Origin of the sequence: Hyphococcus lacteus (assembly GCF_041058985.1) — a bacterium.
GTDB lineage: Bacteria > Pseudomonadota > Alphaproteobacteria > Caulobacterales > Parvularculaceae > Hyphococcus > Hyphococcus lacteus.
In genome coordinates, this window is the sequence record NZ_JBEHZE010000001.1 from 1,031,076 (window position 1) to 1,053,582 (window position 22,507).

The window sequence follows — 22,507 nt, forward strand, 5'->3', positions numbered from 1 at the left end:
CCTAGTGGTCGGCCGTTGTGGGTTTGAAAATGAACTTACGGTCGCAGTAGCCACATTCGGCTTCGCCGTCCTCAAGCGAGTACCAAACGACAGGGTGACCGAGCGCCCCGCCGCCGTCACAAGAGACGCGCAGGCTATCCACATATATGACTTCGGGGTCCGGTGTTGTGGTCGTTTTTGGTTCGCTCATGGTTCTTTTCTTCGTGCGATAGAATGATGTCTGTGATTGCCGCTGATGAGCGCTTTCGTCAAGACCTCCCGGATTTGTGTGGAGCGAATATATCAGGTGTGGTTGACCGGTTCTTTGAGCGGCGCGATAAGCCATCTCAACCAGAACAAGCGAGAAACCAATGGATTTCAACACTAATGCCGAATACGCAATTGCCGCACGCGGGGTCCGTAAGACCTATGGCGGTAGCGGTATGGCCCCGGAGAAAGAGGCCCTAAAAGGCGTAGATATTCTGGTGAAACGCGGTTCGATATTTGGGCTTTTGGGGCCAAATGGCGCGGGCAAGTCAACTTTTATCAATATCCTTGCCGGGCTTGTGAATAAAACGGCCGGTGAGGTTTCTGTTTGGGGTTTTGATATTGACCGCAATCCGCGTCAGGCGCGGGCCTCGCTGGGTGTCGTCCCACAAGAAATCAACATGGATGTGTTTTTTACTCCGCTTGAGGCGCTAGAGATTCAAGCCGGGCTTTATGGCGTGCCCAAAAACAAACGCCGGTCGATGGAGATCCTCAATGCACTTGGTCTTGGCGATAAAGCTAATGCCTATGTGCGGATGCTTTCGGGCGGCATGAAGCGGCGGCTTTTGGTGGCCAAAGCCATGGTGCACTCGCCACCGATCCTGATTCTCGACGAACCAACCGCCGGTGTCGATATCGAGTTGCGCAAACAGCTGTGGGAATATGTCCTCAAGCTTCATGAGATGGGTGTGACAATCGTTTTGACGACCCATTATCTCGAAGAGGCGCAAGAGCTGTGTGAGGAAATTGCGATCATCCACAACGGCAATGTGGTTGCCTGTGAACCGACGGAAAAACTGATTTCTTCGCTCGACCGTAAAACCCTAATGGTCACGCCGAGTGAAGCGGTTGATATCAAACCTGATCTGGGGCCACTTGAATTTGAGATGAAATCAGATGGCAGTCTCGCGATTGCTTATCAGCCAAGTAAAACTCAGGTTGCTGACATTCTTGAGCGTCTTTCGGGTGCAGGAATTGCGGTCAAAGACCTTTCGACGGTCGAGGCCGATCTTGAAGATGTATTCCTTGAGCTGACTTACCGCGCTGAGTAAGCGCCAACGGGCTGCCATCTCGCGCGCTCTTTGGGTAGGTTCATCGCATAGTCTCTTAAAGATGCGGCGACGACTTTTGGATCACCCTGAAGGGCGTGAGGCGCGATCATCGGGCCCATCGTGATCTTATAGGTCTTATTCTTTTTGTTCAGCAGTTCGTGGAACAACGTAATGTCGCGAAGTTCTGTGTTTAGACGCCAGAACCAATAATAGAGCCATGAATTACGCATATCGATATGGACGGGTACCACTGGGCAATCATATTTTCGAGCGAAAATAGCGATAGAGGACAGCCATTCCTGCTCGGTCAGAACTTTTTCTTCGCTCATATAGGCCAGCCTACCTGACGGAAAAAGCACCACACTTTTTTCATTTTGGAAGGCTTTGATCAAACTTTGAAGCGTCTCCCGTGAGCGCTGTGGGTTGCGTTTATCCGCGACCCATTCGACGGGGATGATCATGTCTTCGAGGCCCGGCGCGGCGCGTAGTGCATCGCGGTTTGCAAAAAATGTCATGTCGGGACGCCGGGCTTTGATAGCGTCAAATATCGCAATGCCATCGGGAATACCCGTGGGGTGAGTTGGGGCGATCAGTACACGGCCATATTGGGGAAGGTTTTCAAGCCCTTCAATCTCAATGTTTAAATCGAGAAGCCCGCTGATATAGTCGAAGACACCACGAGCCGAAAGCGGGGCGATGGCATCGGCCATTTTAACGGCGGGTTTGTAGAGTAATAACGGATAAAGCGCGGCTTTATAAAGGGGCCAGAAAACCGATTTTTTTAGTCGCTCAGCGCGTTCTTCGATTAGCACATCGACGATATGTTTCTCTGGCGTTTGTTTTTCTTGGGCTCGGATATTCATTAAGTATTCCGGTATTCGATCACGATTGCCCACCTATTACGCGGGTTCACGCATTCGCAAAATACCAAGCTTAATTTGTATTGTCTTCGATGTCGTCGCGATAAGGTTCGCTGGCGAGATGCAGAATCAGAAATGCCCCGGAAATCAAAAGTACAATGGCAGCCAAATCACTTCCATTATTGTCAAACCAATTTGCCACAACGCAAACCCATGCCACCACCAGATATGGCAATAAAGGTGGGTTCTCATGCCTTGTTCGGCTGATGAATAGCGACAGTGCTGCGATGAACAGCATGATCGAAAAAAGCTGAAATGACGGTGCCATAACTCGGATTCTCCGTGCCCGAGCTTCCAATATTGTCGTTAAAAACCTCTTAGGCCGCGTGGTTAACTAAAAATGACTAGGGATTTTTGAGAATTATGACCTGCATAATCTGGCCAGCGGCAGGTTTAGGTCCTAAAACCGAAGAGCGTTTTTTGGATCAACCAGGCAGGACGCGTACTCATCCACAGGTGAGGCTTCGGGAGGAAGTAAATGAGCCTATCAGTAACGGCGACGCCAGTGGCGCGCCGCTTTGAAGATTGTGCACCTGCACAATATATGAACTTAACAGCAGCAGCACTTTATCAACAAGCGATCGAGCGTGGCGAAGGTAGCGTCGCGAAAGATGGGCCGTTGGTGGTTAAAACCGGCGAGCACACGGGTCGTTCTGCACAAGATAAATTCATCGTTCGGCATCCGGCGATTGAGGATAAAATCTGGTGGGATGCCAATAAATCAATGCGCATCGAAGACTTTGATCAGTTGCATCAAGATATGCTTGCCTATGCGTCCGAGCATGATTTGTTTATGCAGGATTTGGCGGGCGGTGCTGACAAAGAATACGGCATTAAAGTACGCGTATTTACAGAATATGCGTGGCACGGATTATTTATCCAGCACCTGCTTCGTCGCCCGCCGTTATCCGAACGGCCATCAGTCGATGAAAAAAACGGCGAGCCAGATTTCACGATTGTCGATCTTCCAAATTTTGTGGCTGATCCCGATAAGCATGGGTCTGTTTCTAAAACAGTAATCGCCGTGGATTTTGAACGCCGCCTCGTTTTGATTGGTGGGACGTCATATGCTGGCGAGATGAAGAAATCGGTCTTTACGATTTTGAATTACCTTTTGCCTGAACAAAATGTGATGCCAATGCATTGTTCGGTTAATGTCGGAAAAGATGAAGATCCTGCGATCTTTTTTGGCCTTTCCGGAACCGGCAAAACGACCCTGTCCGCGGATCCAGAGCGTACGCTTATTGGTGACGACGAACATGGTTGGGGGCCGAATGGTTTGTTTAACTTTGAAGGCGGCTGTTACGCGAAATTGATCAGGCTATCGCCAACGGCTGAGCCGGAAATTTTTGCGACCACAAAGCGCTTTGGCACGGTGTTGGAAAATGTCGTGATGGACCCCGAGACACGGGAGCTAGATCTTGATGATGCTACACTCGCAGAGAACTCGCGCGGGGCTTATCCGATCAACTATATTCCGAACGCAAGTTTAGACGGTGTCACGACCCATCCGAAAAACATCATTATGCTGACTTGTGATGCTTTTGGGGTAATGCCGCCAATCGCTAAGCTAACCCCTGCCCAGGCAATGTATATGTTCTTGTCGGGTTACACCGCTAAAGTAGCCGGCACAGAAAAGGGCTTGGGGAAAGACCCAGAGGCCACATTCTCAACGTGCTTTGGTGCGCCGTTCATGCCGCGCCACCCGTCGGAATATGGTGCGTTGCTCGGCCGATTGATTGATCAGCATGATGTTAATTGCTGGCTGGTTTCAACTGGTTGGACAGGCGGCCCTCACGGCAAAGGTCGGCGCATGCCCATTAAGGATACGCGGGCATTACTGACCGCTGCGTTAAATGGCTCGCTTCAATCTGCGCCAATGCGATCTGATCCGATTTTTGGGTTCAAGGTTCCAACGGAGGTCGAAAATGTCGATACGCGGATTTTAACGCCGCGAGAAACATGGGCAGATCCGACGGCCTATGACGCACAAGCGAAAAAGCTCGGGGAAATGTTTGTCGAGAATTTCCGCGTTTATGCGCCTTATGTGGATGATGCGGTGAAGGCCGCAGGTCCGACACTCGGCTAGGGCCGAGCATCAGGAAAGTCTGAGACGCAATGGCGTCTTAGACTTTTGTGTCGAGACGCTGACCAGATTCGCCGTCCGCGTTATCGGCGGGGGTTGCGCCACCGGGGCCGCTCGAAACCGTTACCATCGCTGCGCGCAAAACACGCTCGCCAATGGTGAAGCCGGGTTGGGCCACATCGACCACATGACCATTGGGAATGTCCGCGTGGGGAACCTGCGCAACGGCTTGGTGCAGGTTGGGGTCAAACTTTTCGCGCTCAGGGTTAATTTTGCGAACGCCATGACGATCTAGGGCGCTGATCAGTTCCTTCTCTGTCATGCGCAGGCCGTCGATCAGGCTTTTAACACCGTCACTCGTAGAGTCGCCAGAGCTTGTGTCGGCAACGCGTAGCGCACGTTCGAAATTGTCCGTCACACCGATCAGGTCGCGCGCAAAATTAGCGATGGCATATTTACCAGCGTCAATCTTTTCGCGTTCGGCACGACGGCGCGTGTTCTCTAGTTCCGCCGCAATCCGTAGGATTCGGTCATTCAGCGCTTCAACTTCTTTGCGCGCTTCTTCGAGCGGATTTGAATCGGCATCCGCCGCAATGGCCGCCGCAATATCCTCGTCGCTCAACTGCTCGATATTGTCGTCGGTCTGGTCGGTTTTTGATGCGGACTGATCCGCGAAATCTGATTGATCACTCATCTTATTACTTTTTGCAGGAGGAACATGGATGCGCATTTAGCCCTGACGGCAGGTTATTTCAACATGCGAGACAAGACTTCTGCCGTGTAATCGACAATTGGGACCACGCGCGCGTAATTCAACCGTGTTGGGCCAATTACGCCTAAAACCCCGACGATTTTGCGGTTTTCGTCCCGATATGGCGCGGTAATCAGCGAAGAGCCTGAAAGCGAGAACAGCCGATTTTCCGAGCCAATAAAGACTTTTACGCCTTCACCCTCGCGGGCGGCGTTCAAAAGCTCGATCACGTCCCGTTTTCGCTCCAGGTCATCGAGCAGCATCCGAACCCGTTCTATGTCCTGTTCGGACTCGTCCAAAAGGTGCCCGCGTCCGCGAACGATAAGCTGCCAATTATCGTCTCCGGCCTTGTCAGCGACCCCCTCGCGTACGAGTCGCGAGGTTAGTTCATCAAGCTCAGACCGGTTTGATTCGATTTCTTCGATGATGCTGGACCGGGTTTCGCTCATGCTGCGGCCCCGCAAGCGCGTATTGAGATAATTCCCCGCAGACACCAACGATGATGGCGGTAAATCATCAGGCGCGTTGATGACCCGGTTTTCGACCCGACCATCTTCAAACACCATGATCACCAATGCCTTGCCCGGGCTGGTGCGGACGAATTCTATCTGGCGCAACGGCGCATCAGATTTTTGAGTAACGATCAGGCTTGCCGTCTGGGTTAGGCCCGAAAGCCGCGCGGCCGCGATTTCGAGTGGATTGTCAGCGTCATTGGCGCGGGTCTCGGCGTCGATGGCGCGGCGTTCTTCAGGTGAGAGGTCACCAACTTGCATCAGGCCGTCGACAAATAGTCGTAGGCCGAGTTGGGTTGGCAGGCGACCAGCGGAAATATGCGGCGCATGTAATAGGCCCATATCGGTCAAATCGGCCATGACATTGCGCACAGTAGCAGCGGAAACGGCGATTTTGGTATCGTGACTTAGCGTGCGTGAGCCGACCGGCTCGCCGGTCGCCAGATACGTTTCCACAAGACTCCGAAAAATCGAGCGCGAGCGTTCATCAATGTCCGTCAGCGTTGCCATGTGGTTTCTATGACTCAGTTTGTCCTGCTCTTTAAGAAAATAAGTCACTGACGAGAACAAACAAGCCTAACCGGTGTTGCTATGCGCCCAAATGGGTCGACAGCGTTGCTGCCAAAGGGCTAGGAAGGCGGGATAATTCATGGAGAATAATATGAGACCTTCTGGCCGCGCATTCAACGAGCTTCGTTCTGTGTCATTTGAAACTGGCGTTGCCAAACATGCAGAAGGTTCATGTCTTGTCCGCTTTGGCGATACCCACGTGCTGTGTACGGCGAGCTGGGACGAAACAACCCCGCCTTGGCTCAGAGGTGGTGGTCGTGGTTGGGTGACAGCTGAATACGGCATGTTGCCTCGCTCCACTGGTGATCGGATGCGCCGCGAAGCCAAAAAAGGTCAGTCGGGCCGCACGCAGGAAATTCAGCGCCTCATTGGCCGTTCGTTGCGCGCAGTGGTCGATCTCAAGGCATTGGGCGAACGCCAGATATTGATTGATTGCGATGTACTTCAGGCCGATGGCGGTACGCGCACGGCGTCTATCACGGGTGCATGGATCGCTATGAACCAAGCTTGTAAATGGGCGACGGGGCAGGGGATCATTAAATCCAGCCCGATCATTGATCGTGTCGCCGCGATTTCTTGCGGCTTGGTGGCAGGTGCGCCCGCGCTTGACCTTGATTATGACGAAGATTCAACGGCGCAGGCGGACGCGAATTTTGTTATCACTGGTAATGGTGGTTTGGTTGAGATTCAGGCGACGGCTGAGGGTGATCCGTTCACAGATGATCAATTCGCGGCGCTTCTGTCGTTGGCGAAAGAGGGTTGCACAACGCTTTCCGCCCAACAAGCGGAGTTGGCAGCGGCCTAGGTGGCGCTTTGCGTAAGTTGCGGAACCTGATAAACATCAACCATAATTGATTGGATGGTGCCGCTGCATGCAAGATCAAGAAACGGAACAACAAACACCGCCCGCATCAGAGGATGCGGCACCGTCATTAGAACCGGCGCCAGAGCCGGGAACGCCGCCAGATATGCAAAATGATGCGGCTGTTACTGATTCAGTTCCCAGTGGTGACGACTCGATTATAGAGACGCTTTTGGGTGGCGATGCGATTAGAGCCAAGGCCGAAGGGCTTTGGAACACGCTTCAAAGTCAAATGTTGACGATCGGGGTCGCAATCGAGGCGGCAATTTTGTTTGCGGCGATTATGCCCGCAGCATTCTTTGGCCCTCGTTTACGCAAATTTATCCAAACCCAGATCGCGCCGCGTGCGCCGTATGGCATTTTGCGCCGGGCCGCAAACGCGCTTGCCAATCTCGCAACGCCGCTGGCCCTCTACCTCTTTTTGCAGTTGGCTATTTTTATCTTGCGGGCAAGCGGAAGCTCAACGGGCCTCGTTTCCGCTGGTGTCAGCCTTTTGACGGCGTGGATTGTGATCCGGCTGGTTACATTGGTTATTCGGTCGCCGTTTTGGTCGCGTTTTGCGTTTTATGTGGCGTGGCCTATTGCTGCGCTAGATGCGTTCGGCGTCCTTGATGATCTCGTTTTACAACTGCAAAGCTTTTCAGTGCCGATTGGTGTCGATGAGGGGGGCGTTCAGCAAACATTCTCGGCGCTTGACGTGCTTCGCACCCTTGCTGTCTTTGGGGTGCTGTTTTGGGGTGCGCGCTTTCTCAATTCATTAATCACTGGACGGATTAATGCCATCGACGAACTGACCGTTTCGTTCAAAGCGTTGCTGTCCAAAATTCTCGACGTGTTGTTGCCTGTCGTTGCGCTTGTTGTCGCGCTGCAAATCGTTGGTTTTCCCTTTGGGACGCTCGCGATCTTTGGGGGTGCGGTTGGTCTTGGTATCGGTCTTGGAATGCAGAGAACCGTATCTAACTTTTTTGCGGGCTTTACGCTGATTGCCGATAAATCAATAAAGCCCGGCGATGTGATTGAGGTCGGTGGGACCTATGGTTGGGTTACGCAAATGAATGCGCGTTATGTGTCACTGCGTACGCGTGACGGCATGGCGCATCTTGTGCCCAATGATAAGTTTATCGAAGACGGGGTTATCAACTGGTCTCATGATGATCGTGTCGTACGGATGCACGCCCCATTCGGGGTTTCCTATGGGACCAAGGAATTGCGCGGGCTCGCGCGTGCAGCAGAAGAACGTGCCCTTACCATCGACCGGGTGCTGAAAAGCCCGGCCCCGCGGTGTAATTTGATGGAATTCGGCGATAGCTCGATCAATTTTGATTTGCGGTTCTGGATCAATGATCCAGCCAATGGCACGGCTAATGTTCGCAGCGATGTGTTTATGGCGATATGGGATATGCTCGGTGAAATGGGTATTGAAGTGCCGTTCCCGCAGCGCGATTTGCATCTAAAATCGGCACCTGAGGGGATGAAACTTGCCATAGAATCTCGCGAAAATGCACAATCAAACCCGCGTGATCAGTGATTTCGCCCGTATCACGACCGTTGCAGCCAGCGCTGCGCAGTCTATACTCTCCGGGGGACGATGAAATTTGTGTTTGGGCTTAGCTCATTCTGGAGAGGTAGTATGTTCAGGTTATTTACATTAGGCGGCGCTGCACTTTTGCTGGCTGCGTGTGCCACTGCAACGCCTTATGGGCCGGCCACGTCCAGCGGCGGATATGGGTTTTCCGACCAACGGATTGAACAAAACCGGTATCGGATTACGTTCCGCGGAAACTCGCTGACATCGCGTGAGACAGTCGAGAATTCATTGCTTTACCGTTCCGCAGAGCTGACCGTTGAGCTTGGCTACGATTATTTCATTGCGGTTGAAAACGACACCGAGGCGCGGACGTCTTATTCATCGTCTGCACCGCCCGCGTTCTATGGGCGATATGGATATGGTCATCCGTTCCACCGTCCATATTACGGGTTCCCATATTACGCATACGGTTTTGGCTGGGGTGATCCGTATTATGATAATTATACGCGAGAGATCACACGCTATTCAGCGGTGGCCTTTGTCGCGATGTATAAAGGCGGAAAACCAGCGGACAACCCAATGGCATTTGATGCGCGCGAAGTGATGGCTAATCTTGGGCCATTTGTTCTGGGCGATCCGCGAGAAAATGCTGGATATTGATTTGGTGATGGCCGCAGGTGATAAGCGCCGGCGGCTAACCTATACTGCCCGCAGAATTTGTGTGGGATCGGCATCCGCAGACGCAGCGTCTGTTGAGGGTGTTTCATAAACCACCACAAACCCACGCGGCGTATGGCGAACGATAACACCGCGCCGCCGCCCTACGTGAATTGATGCGCCAACAGGTGGCCGGCGTGGGGCATCGATAGATACACCGTTCACAGATGTATCGACGATTTTGACAAACAAAGACGCGCCATCATCAAGTCGGCAAACTGTGCGGCTATTGCCTTCGCGATGGCGCGGCGTGTTTCGTCGATCACCCAACCCATCAGAAAAAGTAGGGTTCGCAAGCATCATCAGTTGTTCGGTCAACAAGGCTCGGCGGCGTTTGGATAATAAAAAGGACCCAGCAAAGCCGTCGGGAAAGACCCGAGCGACCGTACATTCAATTACATCTAACCCCTCGATGGTGATGACAGCCGCATCGCCAACAACAACTTTGGCATCAACGACGATTGCCATGTCACCAGGTGACATGTTTAACAATCGGCCTTCATATTCATCGACAGCATTAATCACAATTCGTACCGGCAGACTTAGGCTGATCCTGCGATACCGTCTTGCGTCGTTCTTAAACATCGTATGGTTGTCCTGAAATGTGTCCATGCGCCAAGTCGTTGCAAACTACTGGCCATCGGCAAAACCTTCTCTAACGAGAATGGTAGAATTTTATTGAACGCGCATTCTGTTCGCCTTGTCGTGTTGCGACTTTTCTTCAATCCTAATGGCTTGTATGGTTAAGCCCCTCGTTTTCCTCAGCTCATGCGGAGTTTCCCCAATATGATCAGACACCTCATCAGTGCCGTGGCGGTACTTGCATTTATGGCTCCTGCGATGTCGGTCGCGCAGCAAGTCGCTGAAGATCCCTATTTATGGCTCGAAAACGTTGAGGGCGACGATGCGCTTGAATGGGTGCGCGAACAAAATACGCGCTCCCTTGCTGAACTTGAGGCCGATCCGCGTTTTGATGAAATGTATCAAGAAGCATTGGCGGTTTTGACGTCTGATGCGCGCTTGCCGCTTGGTGATCTCCATGGCCCGTATGTTTACAACTTCTGGGTCGATGAAACCCATGTGCGCGGCGTATGGCGACGCATCAAAGTCGATGCTTACAAATCTGGCGAGACGAACTGGGAGACGGTACTGGATTTCGACAAGCTTGCCGAAGCGGAGGGCGAGAATTGGATACATGGTGATATTGTTTGTCTGAACCCTGCTTATCGTCACTGCATGGTCGAGATGTCGTATGGCGGCAAAGACGCTGCGGTGTGGCGCGAGTTTGATACGCAAACAAAGACTTTCCCTGAAAATGGCTTCTTTCTTCCCGAAGCGAAAAGCTCTCTGAGTTGGGTCGATAAAGACACGTTGCTTGTGGGCACTGATATGGGCGCGGGGTCGCTAACTGATTCCGGTTATGCACGGACTATTCGTGTTGTGGAGCGGGGCAAAGACCTTTCGGACGCAGAAATTTGGTTTGAAGGTGAGAAAACTGACGTTTGGGTGCAGTCTATTGCCGAGCAGGTGAATGGTGAGACGTATCTCTTCGCCGTTCGCGGGAAAACTTTTTTTGAATCAGAACGATTTGTTGCAACGTCTATTGATGGCGAAAAGAAAAAGATCGGTATGCCGCTCAATGCTGATTTTTATGGCGTCTATAAAGGGCGACAACCATCGCCATTGGCCATTTATCTATTGCGAGAAGATTATGAGGGCGACGAGCGAAAGTTTTTTTCCGGCTCTTTGGTCGGTGTTGATTTAAAATCGGGCGAAGTTTCAGAAATCATGCGCGCGAGCAAAAACCAATCCATTGAAAATGTGGGCATCGGAGAGAACGAAATATTCGTACAATATCTCGATGATGTTTCTGGCAAGGCCGCGCGATTACAGCCACGACGGTCTGTGGGGGGATGGCAGAAAATTCAAATTAAGCTGCCTGAAAATGGCGTGATCAACCTTGTTTCAGTCGGCGAAGATGAGGCTATTCTTTCTTTTGAAAGCATGAACCATCCGAGTACGCTGTATTATGCATCTGGCCGAAACGATCTGGATAAAATTACCCAAATGCCGGCGTTTTATGACGCCCAAAACGTTGTGGTGGAACAACGCTTTGCCACCTCTGCTGATGGTGCCAAGGTCCCATATTATATAATGGGCCTTAAAGATGTTCTCGAACAGGGCGACGCACCAACCATTCAATATGGGTATGGCGGTTTTTTGGTGCCGATCTTGCCGGTTTATTACGAAGATCCATCGCGGCCGCAACATGGTGCATTGGCTGGGTCAATGTGGGTGAAGCGTGGCGGCGTGTTGGTGCTGTCGAATATTCGTGGCGGGTCGGAATATGGCCCTGACTGGCATCAGGCTGCGCTTAAAGAAAACCGCCAACGTGCTTTTGATGATTTCATCGCGGTCGCAGAAGACTTGATTGAGAGCGGTGTTACGAACCCGGAAAAGCTGGGTGCGATTGGACGCTCGAATGGCGGACTTTTGATGGGGGCGATGCTAACGCAGCGGCCTGACCTTTTTGCGGCGATGGATATTGGTGTGCCGCTGTTAGACATGAAGCGTTACAACAAGCTCCTAGCGGGGGCATCGTGGATGGGCGAATATGGTAATCCCGACATCGAAGAGGAATGGTCTTATATTTCTCAGTACTCGCCCTATCAAAAAATTATCGCCGATCAGCCTTATCCGAAGGTGTTGTTCTATACATCGACCAAGGATGATCGCGTGCACCCAGGGCATGCGCGAAAAGCGGCGGCGAAGCTTGATGCGCTGGGATATGATTTTTATTATTACGAAAACATAGAGGGTGGTCATGGCGGTACTGCCAATCAAGATCAACTCGCTCATCGTACCGCGCTTGAATATGTGTACTTTGCAAAGATGCTAATGGGTACACAATAAATAACCAAAGGTTATGCCCTGCAGTAAAAACCGCCCGTCGAACACGGGCGGTTTTTTCATATGGTTTGTTGCGCAGGTTGGTTTAGGCGCTGCGCCATTCGTCTACTTGCTTTTCAGCTTCTTCACGGGCGATGCCGTATTTTTCTTGAATCTTGCCGACCAATTGATCTTTGCTGCCATCAAGTTGGGTGACTTCATCGTCAGTCAATTTTCCCCATTGCTCTTTCACAGAACCTTTCAGTTGATTCCAATTGCCTTTTAACTCGTCGTTATTCATTGACGGCTCCTTTTTTACTTCACCCTTCGAACACCGAGACCTCAATGACCGTTCCCTTTTGCGTCAAATTCGTATTAGTGTTGCGTGTTTTTAAGAATTGAGGGTGATGCGAATGGGATGGTGGTTCGGAATTAAGCTTTGGAAGCGGGTATTCCTCGGATTGATTTTAGGAGTCGCGTTCGGGTTTTTCGTTTCTCAATCTATGGACCCGGTTGCTGGCGAGGCGTTGCTCGCCAAAGTGCGCATCATCGGCGACGTCTTTATTCGGCTGATCCGAATGATTGTTGTGCCGCTTGTGTTCTTTACGCTCGTGGCCGGTATCTACGCTATGGGTGATCCCAAAAAGCTGGGTACCATCGGTGTGAAAGCGTTTGTGCTTTATTTGGCCACCACATTTTTTGCGAATCTGATCGGCCTTGGTATGGGTACCTTATTGCGCCCCGGTGCCGGTGTAGATCTTGGCGGCGCAGAGCCAAAACAAATGGGTGAAATGCAGCCCATCGGCGAGCGCCTTATGGCGATCATTCCCGAAAACCCATTCATGGCGCTTGTTCAGGGCGATATCCTTGCGGTTATCTTTTTTGCGCTTTTACTGGGTGTTGGTCTTTTGATGGCGCGGGAAAATGGCCAACCCGCGGGGCGGTTTTTCGAGGCGATCTCTGAGGGCATCTTAAAAATGACCCACGTCATTATGGAGCTGGCACCGTTCGGCGTGTTTGGTTTGATTGCATACACGGCTGGGACCCAAGGTATCGAGACCTTTCAGGCAATCCTGACATTGACAATCGCGGTTTACGCGGGCTGTGCGCTGCACATGATCATTGTGTATGGTGGATTAGTGCGGATTTTCCTTGGCTTGCCGTTTGTCGGGTTCTTCCGCGGTATTCTTGACCCAATGATGGTTGCCTATTCCACGTCATCATCTTCGGCGACGCTGCCGGTTACAATTCGCGCCGCGACCGAAAACCTAGGCATCAAGAAATCAGTCGCCGGTTCCGTGTTGCCGTTGGGTGCGACCATCAACATGGACGGCACATCACTTTATCTTGGTATTGTTGCTTTGTTCACGGCGCAGGCATTTGGCTATACGCTTGAACCGCAACATTATTTCCTAATTGCGCTGACTTGTGCCTTGGTTTCAATCGGGACGGCGGGTGTTCCATCGGCGTCATTATTCTTGCTGGCCATTGTGCTTGAGGTCTTTGACGTCTCGCCAGAGCATGTGGCGATCGTCATTGGCTTCATCTTCCCGTTTGACCGGATTCTCGACATGATGCGCACCGTCACCAATGTCTCTGGCGATACGGCCGTCGCGACGGCGGTGGCCAAATGGGAAGGTGAGCTTGACGAGGATGTCTTCCGGTCACGGCCCCTAAGTTAGAGCGGGCCCCTAAGTTAGAGCGGGCCCCTAAGTTAGAGCGGGCCCCTAAGTTAGAGCGGGCCCCTAAGTTAGAGCGGGTATGGGCGGGGCGATTGCGCCCCGCTTGCATGCTCGGCGTCTTAGCCCTATAGAACCCCTGAATTTCGGGAAAATCTGCTTTCCCGTATCTACCAGCACGACCTCCGCTTCCTATATCGGCCCAGTGGGCCAATCACAGGCGGAACGGGGCTGGGGATGCACCGCCGCCGGGGTAACGCCCTCGCGGTGGTTAATTTGCTTATGCGGTATTTGCCGCTAAATTTGTTGGTTTTGATACCGAAAGGATATTGATGTTTGATAGTCTTAGCGATCGTTTAGGCGCTATTTTCGAAGGCCTCCGTGGACGCGGTGCCCTAGAGGAAAAAGACGTTAATGAGGCTCTGCGGGAGGTGCGTATTGCGCTTCTTGAGGCCGACGTCGCGCTGCCGGTTGCTAAGGAATTTATCAGCAAGGTTAAAGAACGCGCGATTGGCGCTGAAGTGCTGCGCTCGGTCACGCCGGGTCAACAGGTCGTCAAAATCGTCCACGACGCACTGGTTGAGATGCTCGGCGGCGCGGACAAGACCGACCTTGATTTCGCAACTACGCCGCCCGCCGTCATTATGATGGTCGGTCTTCAGGGGGCTGGTAAAACGACGTCGACGGCAAAAATCGCTCTTCGCTTGCAAAAGCGTGAGAAAAAGAAAGTCCTGATGGCGTCGCTCGACACGCGCCGCCCCGCCGCACAAGAGCAACTCGCTATCTTGGGTGAGCAGGCGGAGGTGAAAACGCTTCCGATCATCGCCGGGCAAAGTCCTCGTGACATCGCCAAGCGCGCCCTGGAGGCCGGACGTTTGGGCGGCTTTGATGTGGTGATGCTCGATACCGCGGGGCGACTTTCGATTGACGAACAGTTGATGGCCGAGATCGCCGATATTCATACAGCATCCGATCCGATCGAGACGCTATTGGTCGTTGATGCGTTGACCGGTCAAGACGCTGTTTCAACGGCTGAGAAATTTAAAGCGCGCGTTCCGGTCTCTGGTGTCGTCATGACACGGATTGATGGCGATGCGCGCGGCGGTGCTGCGCTTTCAATGCGTGCCGTGACGGGTGCGCCCATTAAATTTGTTGGTGTCGGCGAAAAGATTGATGCGCTTGATACGTTTGAGCCAGAACGTATGGCGGGCCGTATTTTGGGCATGGGCGATATTGTTTCGCTCGTTGAAAAAGCCAGCCTCGAAATGGACGAGGCCAAGGCGAAAAAAGCCGCCAAGAAAATGGCAAAAGGCGAGTTCGATATGGACGACCTCGCCGACCAGTTTCGCCAGATGCGCAGCATGGGCGGCATGGGCGCGATTCTTGGTATGATGCCTGGCATGGGCAAAATGAAAAAGATGGTTGATCAAGCTGGTGGTTTGGATGACAAAGAAATTGTTCATCAAGAAGCAATCATCAGCTCAATGACAAAGGCAGAGCGCAAAAAGCCCGCGCTTTTGAATGCGTCACGTAAAAAGCGGATTGCCAAAGGTTCGGGCACCAGTGTTCAGCAGGTGAACAAGCTGATCAAGGCCCATCGTCAAATGGCCGATATGATGAAAAAACTCGGCAAAGGCGGGATGAAAGGCATGGCCAAACAGCTCGCTGGTATGGGCGGCATGGGTGGCGGTCTGGGCGGAATGCTTGGCGGTGGCGGCGGTCCAGATGCGGCGGAAATGCTCAAGGGTCCGAAAGGCGAAAAAGCACCCAATCCAGATGATCTTGATTTTGATGCCATTGAAAAGGCGCTATCCGGCAAGGGGGCAATGCCGCCGGGTCTTGGTGGGCTGCCGGGCATGGGTAAGAAAAAATAATCTTTATGCAAAGCAAAAGGAGATTGGCTTTCGATCAGCCAGTTTCTCAGGAAAATTAAAAACGAAATCGAACAACCTAAAGGAAAACTAAAATGGCTCTAAAAATCAGACTGGCCCGTGGCGGCTCAAAGAAACGTCCGTTCTATTCAATCGTTGTTGCTGACTCGCGTTCTCCGCGTGATGGCCGCTTCATCGAAAAAGTTGGCACCTATAACCCGCTTCTCGCAAAGACCGACGAGAACCGTGTTCAGTATAATGAAGAACGCGTGAAATATTGGCTTGAAAAAGGTGCTAAAGCGACTGACCGTGTAGCGCGTTTCCTCGCCGTCAATGGTCTTGTGAAATGGGAAGCTGGCAAAAATCCGAAAAAAGGTGAGCCAGGCGCAAAAGCAAAAGAGCGTGCCGAAGAGCGCGCAGAAAAAGAAGCGGCGGCGAATGCACCAGCAGAAGCGCCAGCGGAAGAAGCAGCGGCTGAATAAAGTCTACTGTTTTCTGGATCGACATCGCCCCGGTGTGCTTGAATGCGCGCCGGGGCTATTTTGTTCGGATAGCGCGCCGGGTGATCTGGGGCGTTGCCTGAGTTATTATAGGGCTGTCAGCGCTGTTACCCTTAACCGGGCGCGTATTTTTTCCTCTTTTGTGCGCTTATCGCACTTATGTACACACCCTTGCAGATGACTGCCAGTGCCGCGTATGTTGCGCCGTTTAAGGGAAAAAGCGCGCAAATGTGCGTTGCGAAGAAGGGGTCGCGTTTAAGTGCAAGAACACATTGCTTTCGTTAATTCGTTAGTTTGGGGATCAGACAGTATTCCCTATCCGCCCGTATTGCTCCTATTGCTGGGCACCGGGCTTTATTTGATGTTTCGGTTGGGCTTTATGCCCATCAAGAAACTACCTTATGCGATCGGGCAGTTGGTCAAAGGCGGCAAACGCCATGACGCTGAAGAGGGGGACGTTTCTCCTTTTGGCGCCTTGATGACTGCGCTTTCTTCGACAATCGGAACCGGCAACATCGCCGGTGTTGCTGTCGCAATTGCGATTGGTGGTCCGGGTGCCGTGTTTTGGATGTGGGTTACGGCCTTCGTCGGCATGGCGTCGAAATATGCTGAGGGCGTATTGGCGGTAAAATTCCGCGAAGTTGACGCCTCTGGTCGCCATGTCGGTGGGCCGATGTATTACATCAAAAACGGTATGGGCTCGAAATGGGCTTGGTTAGGCGCGCTTTTTGCCCTTTTTGGTATCTTGGCCGCATGGGGGACTGGGGCGTCAATTCAGGCCAATTCAATTGCTGATGCGCTCAATAATACTTACTCGATTTCTCCATTGATTTCTGGTCTCGTGCTTGCTGGGGGTGCGGCTGCCGTTATTCTTGGTGGCATCACTCGGATCGCGTCAGTGGCGAGTAAACTGGTGCCGACGATGGCGGCGGCATATCTCCTCGCGGGCATTGCGGTTTTGATCATTAATGTTGATGCGGTTCCGGCGGCTTTCACGTCCATTATTACGAGCGCGTTCGGGTATGACGCTGCAAAAGGCGGTATTGTGGGCGGTCTTTTGTTGATCGCCATGCAAAAGGGTGTCGCGCGGGGGATATTCTCTAACGAGGCCGGTCAAGGCTCCGCCCCGATTGCGCACGCGGCAGCAAAGAACAAAGACCCGGTCAATCAGGGCGTAATTGCCATGCTTGGTACGTTCATCGACACGATTATTGTTTGCTCGATTACGGCTTTGGTCATTCTTTCCGCGGGGATCATTCCTGATGCCTGTGCGCCGTTCGTGCGTGAATCGCTAACGGTTCTTCCTGCTGGTTGTGAAACCGGCGCGCCGCTGACGGTGAATGCGTTCAATCAGGCGCTGCCGGGAATCGGATCACATATCGTTACGATCGGTCTGGCGTTGTTTGGTTTCACGACCATCCTTGGCTGGAGTTATTATGGCGAGCGATGTTCGGAATTCCTGTTCGGTGAGAAGATTATCACGCCATTCCGTGTCACATGGATATTGGTCACGTTCTTGGGAGCGGCCGTGCTTATGCTCGAAGAGGGCGGTGCGATTACCGATGTGGTCAGTATCTTCTGGCTGATCGCAGATACCCTTACAGGCCTAATGGCCGCGCCAAATTTGGTGGCGCTGTTGGTCTTGTCACCGCTTGTGGCAAAGCTGACACGGGATTATTTCGCGCGGGAAAAAGCGGCGGATTAACACCACACAACAATCCCACTGCAACGCTTGCGAGAGTGTTGCAGTGCGGGCTATCTTGAGCGCGAAACATCAAAGGAGCGTTTCGTGAATCGAGTGAATGCGTTTTCTACAACGCTCTTTGTAGCGGGCATTTTTGTCGCCACATCAACTATTGCGGCGGCGCAAGAGCCAGCCAAAGACGGGATCTATCTGCGTGCTGGCGCGGGCGTAAACTTCGCCAGTGATTGGTCACAAGATTATACCTATAACCCTGACGCAACATTTGTGACGCCGCCTCCAACGGGGCAGGCGGTGAATAATGACAAAGGGTTAGTTGCGGCATTTGCTGTCGGGTTTGATTATGCCGATGGTATCCGAACAGAGCTCGAATATCGTTATGCGACGTCGCAAATTGATGGTGTTTTGATCAATGATGCGGTGGCCGGGCCAACCGTATCGACACCGGTGAATGACGATATTGTGGCGCATTTGCTGATGACGAATTTTTATTTTGATTTCACCAATAAAAGCCCTCTGACGCCCTTTATTGGTGGCGGCGTGGGTGGTGCTTTCGTCGAAGACGAAAGTGCAAACCGTGATGCGACGCTGGCCTATCAAGGGCGCGCAGGTGTGGCCCTGGCGATGGGTGGCGGATTTTCGGCGGATCTTGAGTATATTTATCTGCGCACCAACAAACTCGTGTTTGGTGTTGATGAAGATGACTTTGTGCCCGGTGGGCCGGTTGGTCCCAGTATCAATGACGAGCGCTATAAAGCATCATCGGTCATGCTGTCGTTGCGCAAACAGTTCTGATGATCTGTTGCCATGACAACTGAGCTATATCTGGCTTTTGTCGCGGCTTCGGTTCTTCTTGTTCTGACGCCCGGTCCGATGGTTGCGTTTGTGGTCGCGACCACCTTATCGCGCGGGTTGTCCCACGGGTTTGCTGCGGTTGCCGGATCCCTCATTGCCTCCGCGGTTCAGATTGTGGTTGTCGCTTTTGGGCTAACCGCATTGTTGACCACGGCAGCGTCAGCTTTTTTCTGGCTCAAATGGATTGGTGTTTTCTATCTAGCATATCTTGCAGTCCGTGCTTTTCGGGCTCCGGTCGAAGATTTGACGGCAAAGACCACAGTTAAGAGCGGCGGTTGGTGGCGGAGTTTCTTTGAGGGGCTTGTGGTCAATCTGACCAACCCTAAGGCATTGTTGTTTCACGGGGCTTTTCTGCCGCTCTTTATCACCCCGACCGCGCCCGTTGGTCCGCAATTCTTGGTGCTCGGCATTACGTTCTTGGCGGTTGGGTGCGCCCTTGATAGTCTCTGGGCCCTGACAGCAGCGCGCTCAAGGCCCGTTCTCATGCGGTTGGGCCGTTGGCGGCACCGGATCACGGGCGGCGTCCTTTTGACCGCTGCGGCGGGCTTGGCGCTGGTCCGAAAATAGCGTTTCTGCTGTCTTTGCCAAAATAAATAGCGCTTTCGGTCATTACGACGCCTTCAAAATCGCTTTCCACTGGGTTAGACCGGCGCGAATATTTTTATCATCGCTCCCAAGGAGATTTATTTTATGGCCCGCAAAAAAATTGCGCTTATTGGCGCAGGTATGATTGGCGGCACGCTCGCTCACCTCGCAGCTCAAAAAGAACTCGGCGACGTCGTCCTGTTTGATATTGCCGAAGGCATCCCAGAGGGAAAAGGCCTTGATATTGCGGAAAGCTCACCGGTTGACGGATATGACAGCCGCCTAAAAGGCACCCAAGACTATAAAGATATCGCCGACGCGGATGTCTGCATCGTTACTGCGGGTGTTGCACGCAAGCCGGGCATGAGCCGTGATGACCTTTTGGGCATCAATCTAAAAGTTATGAAGTCCGTTGGCGAAGGCATTAAAGCGCACGCGCCAAACGCATTGGTCATCTGCATTACCAACCCGCTTGATGCGATGGTATGGGCGCTTCAGAAATTCTCTGGTCTGCCGAAAGAAAAAGTTGTCGGTATGGCCGGTATTCTCGATAGCGCACGCTTCCGTTATTTTCTCGCAGAAGAGTTCGACGTTTCCGTTGAGAGTGTAACGGCGTTTGTGCTTGGCGGTCACGGCGACACTATGGTGCCGCTAGAGCGCTATTCTACGGTTGCTGGTATTCCCCTTCCTGATCTGGTCGAGATGGGTTGGACAACGCAAGACAAGATCAACTCAATCATTGACCGGACGCGTAAAGGCGGCGGCGAGATTGTTGCGCTACTTAAAACGGGTTCAGCTTATTATGCGCCTGCGGCGTCAGCTATTCAGATGGCTGAAAGCTATCTTCGCGATAAAAAGCTGGTTGTGCCTTGTGCGGCGTATCTTTCAGGCGAATATGGCCTAAATGATCTTTATGTTGGTGTACCGATTGTTCTTGGCTCTGGTGGTTGCGAACGCATCGTTCAAGTGAATTTCACTGCCGAAGAAAAAGCAATGTTCGAAAATTCCGTCGGCGCGGTCCGTGAGCTTATGGATGCCTGCATCAAGCTTGACCCTAGCCTTGGCTAGTTCTTGACGAATTACGAATTGAAAGGCCGCTCGCAAGTGTTGTGAGCGGCCTTTTTCTTTGAGTGTATGGTTAACGCTTTAGTCACTGCCATGTCTTAGTCTTGGTAATATCTTCACTTGATTTCGCCGATAAGAAATATTCGGCTTCGCACAAATCCGTTGTGCCGCAATAAGCATCATGCTTCCCAATTTGAAATATTAGTCCCGCAACGCCGGGGGGAGTATAAATATGCGTGCGTGTTTCGCCGTAGCCTCAAAATTTGGTTTTGCCGCAGCGGCTTCAGTCATATTAATGCCGGGGCATGTTGCTGCGCAAAGCTCGGGTAATCTTTTATTTGACGGCCTTATTTTGGATGTCTGCATTTTGACAGTGACAGCATCTGGGACGCTTACGCCGAACGCTACTTATACAGAGTTATCAAGCTCTAATGGTGGCGGAGCCCCGGGTGGCGCGACAGCCGTTACAACAAGCTCGAATTTTAATCTGGTCATTGATGCGCCGGTTGGTTTTTCTTCGATGCCATCAGGCGGCGATACGAGTGTGACATATGATTCTTCGGTTACGGCGTCCGGGGTGACAATATTAGGGGGTGTGGGCGCTGGCGTGCTTTCTGGTCTGGGTTTGGGGCTGACGAATTTGTCTATAGGCGCGAGCGCCACAAAAGCGGCGGGGGTTTTTCCGGCTGGATCTTATCAACTTCCGGTGACGGTACGATGCGTCTCATCATAGCTTTTTTAACAATTTTGTTTGCGCCGCACCCCGCGATGTCACAGGCACTTTCACCGATGAACGGCGAGGTAAAGACCTATACGGATGTTTTTGCGCTCCAATTGAAGGCGCTGAACCCTTACGATTCAGCACAACAATTTTCGGTCAGGATTCTTGATGACCAAGGAGCGCCTGTGAAAGATGTTCAAATGGCGCGGTCCATTTTGAATTTGCCGCCAAGCGCCACTAACGCGTTCTACATTTGGGGCAAGGTCGCGGCGGAACGGCGTATCATGGTTTGCCTGACGTCGCCTTATTTCTCCAATGGGGTTGGTGCACAAATTAGGGGAGAGGTATGCGGAAAATATCACATCACGCGTCTGGGGCAGTAATTAGCTTGTTGATGTGTACGCTTCCGGCTTTTGCGCAGGATGCAACCTCACAATACTATCCGCCCTATGTGCCGCCATCGCAAAGCTCGATCTATAATCAGAGCAGTGTTTTTTTACCGACGCCGCCAGTGGCCCATGGCCAAGATAGCGTGCGCGGTGCATCGGGGCTGTCGTGCCAATCGGCGGTTGCCAGTGGCGGACCTTACCTCGATCTCGGTATGATTGGTGCGCAGGATGTTTTTGATCGTGATACAGCAACGGTCTATGGCCGCATTGTTGTGCCGCTGGGCAAGCGTCCTAAACGCCCCGATTGTACCAAGCTCTATGATCTTGAGATCGCGCGCCTTCGGATGGAGCTTGAATTGCTGCGGATGGGCCTGCCTGCTGGTATGATGCCTCAGCAATCTGCGGCCCAGCAGGAGGTATCTGGGGTGCCGGTAATGGTCGATCCGGTAGGGACGCAACCGGTGACAATGATCTCGCGCGAGCCTTAACGGCCAGTGCTGTAAAAACCCTGCGTGTAGTTACGGGATGGATAAGGTTTTCCTGAGTAAAAACCTTGCGTGCGCAACCGGCGAATGGTTCGCCACTGGCGCTGGACTATCACGATTTTCATGTCAGTTTTTTCTGGCGCGGTGGTCACGGCCTCGTCACCTAATAATGCTGTGCTGCCACGAAAGACGTGGACGCCGCCGACCTCTTCATATTGGATACCGCTTGTTGTGGCCGCACGTTCTGCGCCGCCACCGAGCGTAAGGATTTTTTCACCCGGGTGCGCTAGCGCGTTACCGCTGGCAATGCTGAAAGTTACAGATGCAAGAAGAACGAATTTACGCATATCCATCACCGTTTTTGTCGCTGGTTATTGATGGTGATCCGCAACGGCCCGCATCGCAACCGAAATGCGCGTGAAACAATAATTTTTCGGCTCTGTTGCGCCTTCTGGATGTTGGTCCTGATTTGCACTCTCCTCTAAAGAGAGTTTGCCGCTAGAATTCTTTATGCGTATCAGG

The 22,507-nt window shown here is 52.3% G+C and carries 24 protein-coding genes; 16 read left to right on the top strand and 8 right to left on the bottom strand.

Features of this window, described 5'->3' with window-relative positions; genetic code table 11:
• Position 1: 1 nt before the first annotated feature.
• Positions 2-190, bottom strand: coding sequence for a zinc-finger domain-containing protein (locus ABFZ84_RS05015; protein WP_369312837.1), 189 nt, complete (start codon positions 188-190; stop codon positions 2-4).
• 160 nt (positions 191-350) lie between these two features.
• Here ABFZ84_RS05015 and ABFZ84_RS05020 point away from each other — a divergent pair, with 160 nt between their 5' ends.
• A complete protein-coding gene (locus tag ABFZ84_RS05020; protein WP_369312838.1) occupies positions 351-1,298 on the top strand; it encodes an ABC transporter ATP-binding protein in 948 nt (315 codons plus the stop codon).
• Here ABFZ84_RS05020 and ABFZ84_RS05025 read toward each other — a convergent pair.
• Together ABFZ84_RS05025 and ABFZ84_RS05030 are read right to left on the bottom strand one after the other, a co-directional pair.
• On the bottom strand, positions 1,283-2,161 hold the full coding sequence (locus tag ABFZ84_RS05025) for a 1-acyl-sn-glycerol-3-phosphate acyltransferase (protein WP_369312839.1): 879 nt from the start codon (positions 2,159-2,161) through the stop codon (positions 1,283-1,285). The genes ABFZ84_RS05020 and ABFZ84_RS05025 overlap by 16 nt on opposite strands.
• Before the next feature lie 70 nt (positions 2,162-2,231).
• Complete coding sequence (locus tag ABFZ84_RS05030) at positions 2,232-2,486, bottom strand: XrtV sorting system accessory protein (RefSeq protein WP_369312840.1); 255 nt, start codon at positions 2,484-2,486, stop codon at positions 2,232-2,234.
• 210 nt (positions 2,487-2,696) lie between these two features.
• Between ABFZ84_RS05030 and ABFZ84_RS05035 the strand changes: the two genes are divergently transcribed.
• Positions 2,697-4,307, top strand: coding sequence for a phosphoenolpyruvate carboxykinase (locus ABFZ84_RS05035; RefSeq protein WP_369312841.1), 1,611 nt, complete (start codon positions 2,697-2,699; stop codon positions 4,305-4,307).
• Positions 4,308-4,344: 37 nt separating this feature from the next.
• Here ABFZ84_RS05035 and grpE read toward each other — a convergent pair whose 3' ends face one another.
• A complete protein-coding gene (grpE, locus tag ABFZ84_RS05040; protein ID WP_369312842.1) occupies positions 4,345-4,998 on the bottom strand; it encodes a nucleotide exchange factor GrpE in 654 nt (217 codons plus the stop codon).
• 53 nt (positions 4,999-5,051) lie between these two features.
• Positions 5,052-6,077 (bottom strand): heat-inducible transcriptional repressor HrcA, encoded by a 1,026-nt coding sequence (hrcA, locus tag ABFZ84_RS05045; protein WP_369312844.1) that lies wholly within the window; start codon positions 6,075-6,077, stop codon positions 5,052-5,054.
• Between the two features lie 151 nt (positions 6,078-6,228).
• On the opposite strand from hrcA, the gene rph reads away from it, so the two are divergent.
• From rph to ABFZ84_RS05060, 3 genes are all read left to right on the top strand, one after another.
• Positions 6,229-6,942 (top strand): ribonuclease PH, encoded by a 714-nt coding sequence (gene rph / locus ABFZ84_RS05050; protein WP_369312845.1) that lies wholly within the window; start codon positions 6,229-6,231, stop codon positions 6,940-6,942.
• Between the two features lie 67 nt (positions 6,943-7,009).
• Positions 7,010-8,527, top strand: a complete 1,518-nt coding sequence (locus ABFZ84_RS05055; RefSeq protein WP_369312846.1) for a mechanosensitive ion channel family protein — start codon at positions 7,010-7,012, stop codon at positions 8,525-8,527.
• 102 nt (positions 8,528-8,629) lie between these two features.
• A complete protein-coding gene (locus tag ABFZ84_RS05060; RefSeq protein ID WP_369312847.1) occupies positions 8,630-9,187 on the top strand; it encodes a CC0125/CC1285 family lipoprotein in 558 nt (185 codons plus the stop codon).
• 39 nt (positions 9,188-9,226) lie between these two features.
• Here the strand turns inward: ABFZ84_RS05060 and ABFZ84_RS05065 are convergent, their stop codons facing one another.
• Positions 9,227-9,856, bottom strand: coding sequence for a PilZ domain-containing protein (locus tag ABFZ84_RS05065; protein WP_369312848.1), 630 nt, complete (start codon positions 9,854-9,856; stop codon positions 9,227-9,229).
• A 174-nt stretch (positions 9,857-10,030) separates the two neighbouring features.
• On the opposite strand from ABFZ84_RS05065, the gene ABFZ84_RS05070 reads away from it, so the two are divergent.
• Entirely contained in the window at positions 10,031-12,157 is a 2,127-nt protein-coding gene (locus ABFZ84_RS05070) for a prolyl oligopeptidase family serine peptidase (protein ID WP_369312849.1), read from the top strand.
• Between the two features lie 82 nt (positions 12,158-12,239).
• Here ABFZ84_RS05070 and ABFZ84_RS05075 read toward each other — a convergent pair whose 3' ends face one another.
• Entirely contained in the window at positions 12,240-12,434 is a 195-nt protein-coding gene (locus tag ABFZ84_RS05075) for a CsbD family protein (protein WP_369312850.1), read from the bottom strand.
• Between the two features lie 112 nt (positions 12,435-12,546).
• Between ABFZ84_RS05075 and ABFZ84_RS05080 the strand changes: the two genes are divergently transcribed.
• The 10 genes from ABFZ84_RS05080 to ABFZ84_RS05125 all read left to right on the top strand — a co-directional run bounded on the left by ABFZ84_RS05080 (position 12,547) and on the right by ABFZ84_RS05125 (position 21,988).
• Positions 12,547-13,815 carry a dicarboxylate/amino acid:cation symporter gene (locus tag ABFZ84_RS05080; protein ID WP_369312851.1) on the top strand — a complete coding sequence of 423 codons (1,269 nt, stop codon included), beginning with the start codon at positions 12,547-12,549 and terminating at the stop codon, positions 13,813-13,815.
• Positions 13,816-14,144: 329 nt separating this feature from the next.
• A complete protein-coding gene (gene ffh, locus ABFZ84_RS05085; RefSeq protein WP_369312852.1) occupies positions 14,145-15,686 on the top strand; it encodes a signal recognition particle protein in 1,542 nt (513 codons plus the stop codon).
• A gap of 92 nt (positions 15,687-15,778) precedes the next feature.
• On the top strand, positions 15,779-16,165 hold the full coding sequence (gene rpsP / locus ABFZ84_RS05090) for a 30S ribosomal protein S16 (protein WP_369312853.1): 387 nt from the start codon (positions 15,779-15,781) through the stop codon (positions 16,163-16,165).
• A 277-nt stretch (positions 16,166-16,442) separates the two neighbouring features.
• The gene (locus ABFZ84_RS05095; RefSeq protein ID WP_369312854.1) at positions 16,443-17,888 is read left to right on the top strand and encodes an alanine/glycine:cation symporter family protein; all 1,446 of its coding nucleotides are present in this window, start codon (positions 16,443-16,445) and stop codon (positions 17,886-17,888) included.
• An 84-nt stretch (positions 17,889-17,972) separates the two neighbouring features.
• The gene (locus ABFZ84_RS05100) at positions 17,973-18,680 is read left to right on the top strand and encodes an outer membrane protein (RefSeq protein ID WP_369312855.1); all 708 of its coding nucleotides are present in this window, start codon (positions 17,973-17,975) and stop codon (positions 18,678-18,680) included.
• A gap of 12 nt (positions 18,681-18,692) precedes the next feature.
• Complete coding sequence (locus tag ABFZ84_RS05105) at positions 18,693-19,307, top strand: LysE family translocator (protein ID WP_369312856.1); 615 nt, start codon at positions 18,693-18,695, stop codon at positions 19,305-19,307.
• A 123-nt stretch (positions 19,308-19,430) separates the two neighbouring features.
• Entirely contained in the window at positions 19,431-20,393 is a 963-nt protein-coding gene (gene mdh / locus ABFZ84_RS05110; RefSeq protein ID WP_369312857.1) for a malate dehydrogenase, read from the top strand.
• A gap of 229 nt (positions 20,394-20,622) precedes the next feature.
• Entirely contained in the window at positions 20,623-21,123 is a 501-nt protein-coding gene (locus tag ABFZ84_RS05115) for a hypothetical protein (RefSeq protein WP_369312858.1), read from the top strand.
• The gene (locus ABFZ84_RS05120; protein WP_369312859.1) at positions 21,108-21,494 is read left to right on the top strand and encodes a hypothetical protein; all 387 of its coding nucleotides are present in this window, start codon (positions 21,108-21,110) and stop codon (positions 21,492-21,494) included. The genes ABFZ84_RS05115 and ABFZ84_RS05120 overlap by 16 nt, the downstream gene beginning before the upstream one ends.
• Positions 21,458-21,988, top strand: coding sequence for a hypothetical protein (locus ABFZ84_RS05125; RefSeq protein WP_369312860.1), 531 nt, complete (start codon positions 21,458-21,460; stop codon positions 21,986-21,988). The genes ABFZ84_RS05120 and ABFZ84_RS05125 overlap by 37 nt, the downstream gene beginning before the upstream one ends.
• On the opposite strand, the gene ABFZ84_RS05130 is transcribed toward ABFZ84_RS05125, so the two are convergent.
• A complete protein-coding gene (locus tag ABFZ84_RS05130; protein ID WP_369312861.1) occupies positions 21,985-22,332 on the bottom strand; it encodes a hypothetical protein in 348 nt (115 codons plus the stop codon). The two genes, ABFZ84_RS05125 and ABFZ84_RS05130, sit on opposite strands and share 4 nt — an antisense overlap.
• Between the last annotated feature and the right edge of the window lie 175 nt (positions 22,333-22,507).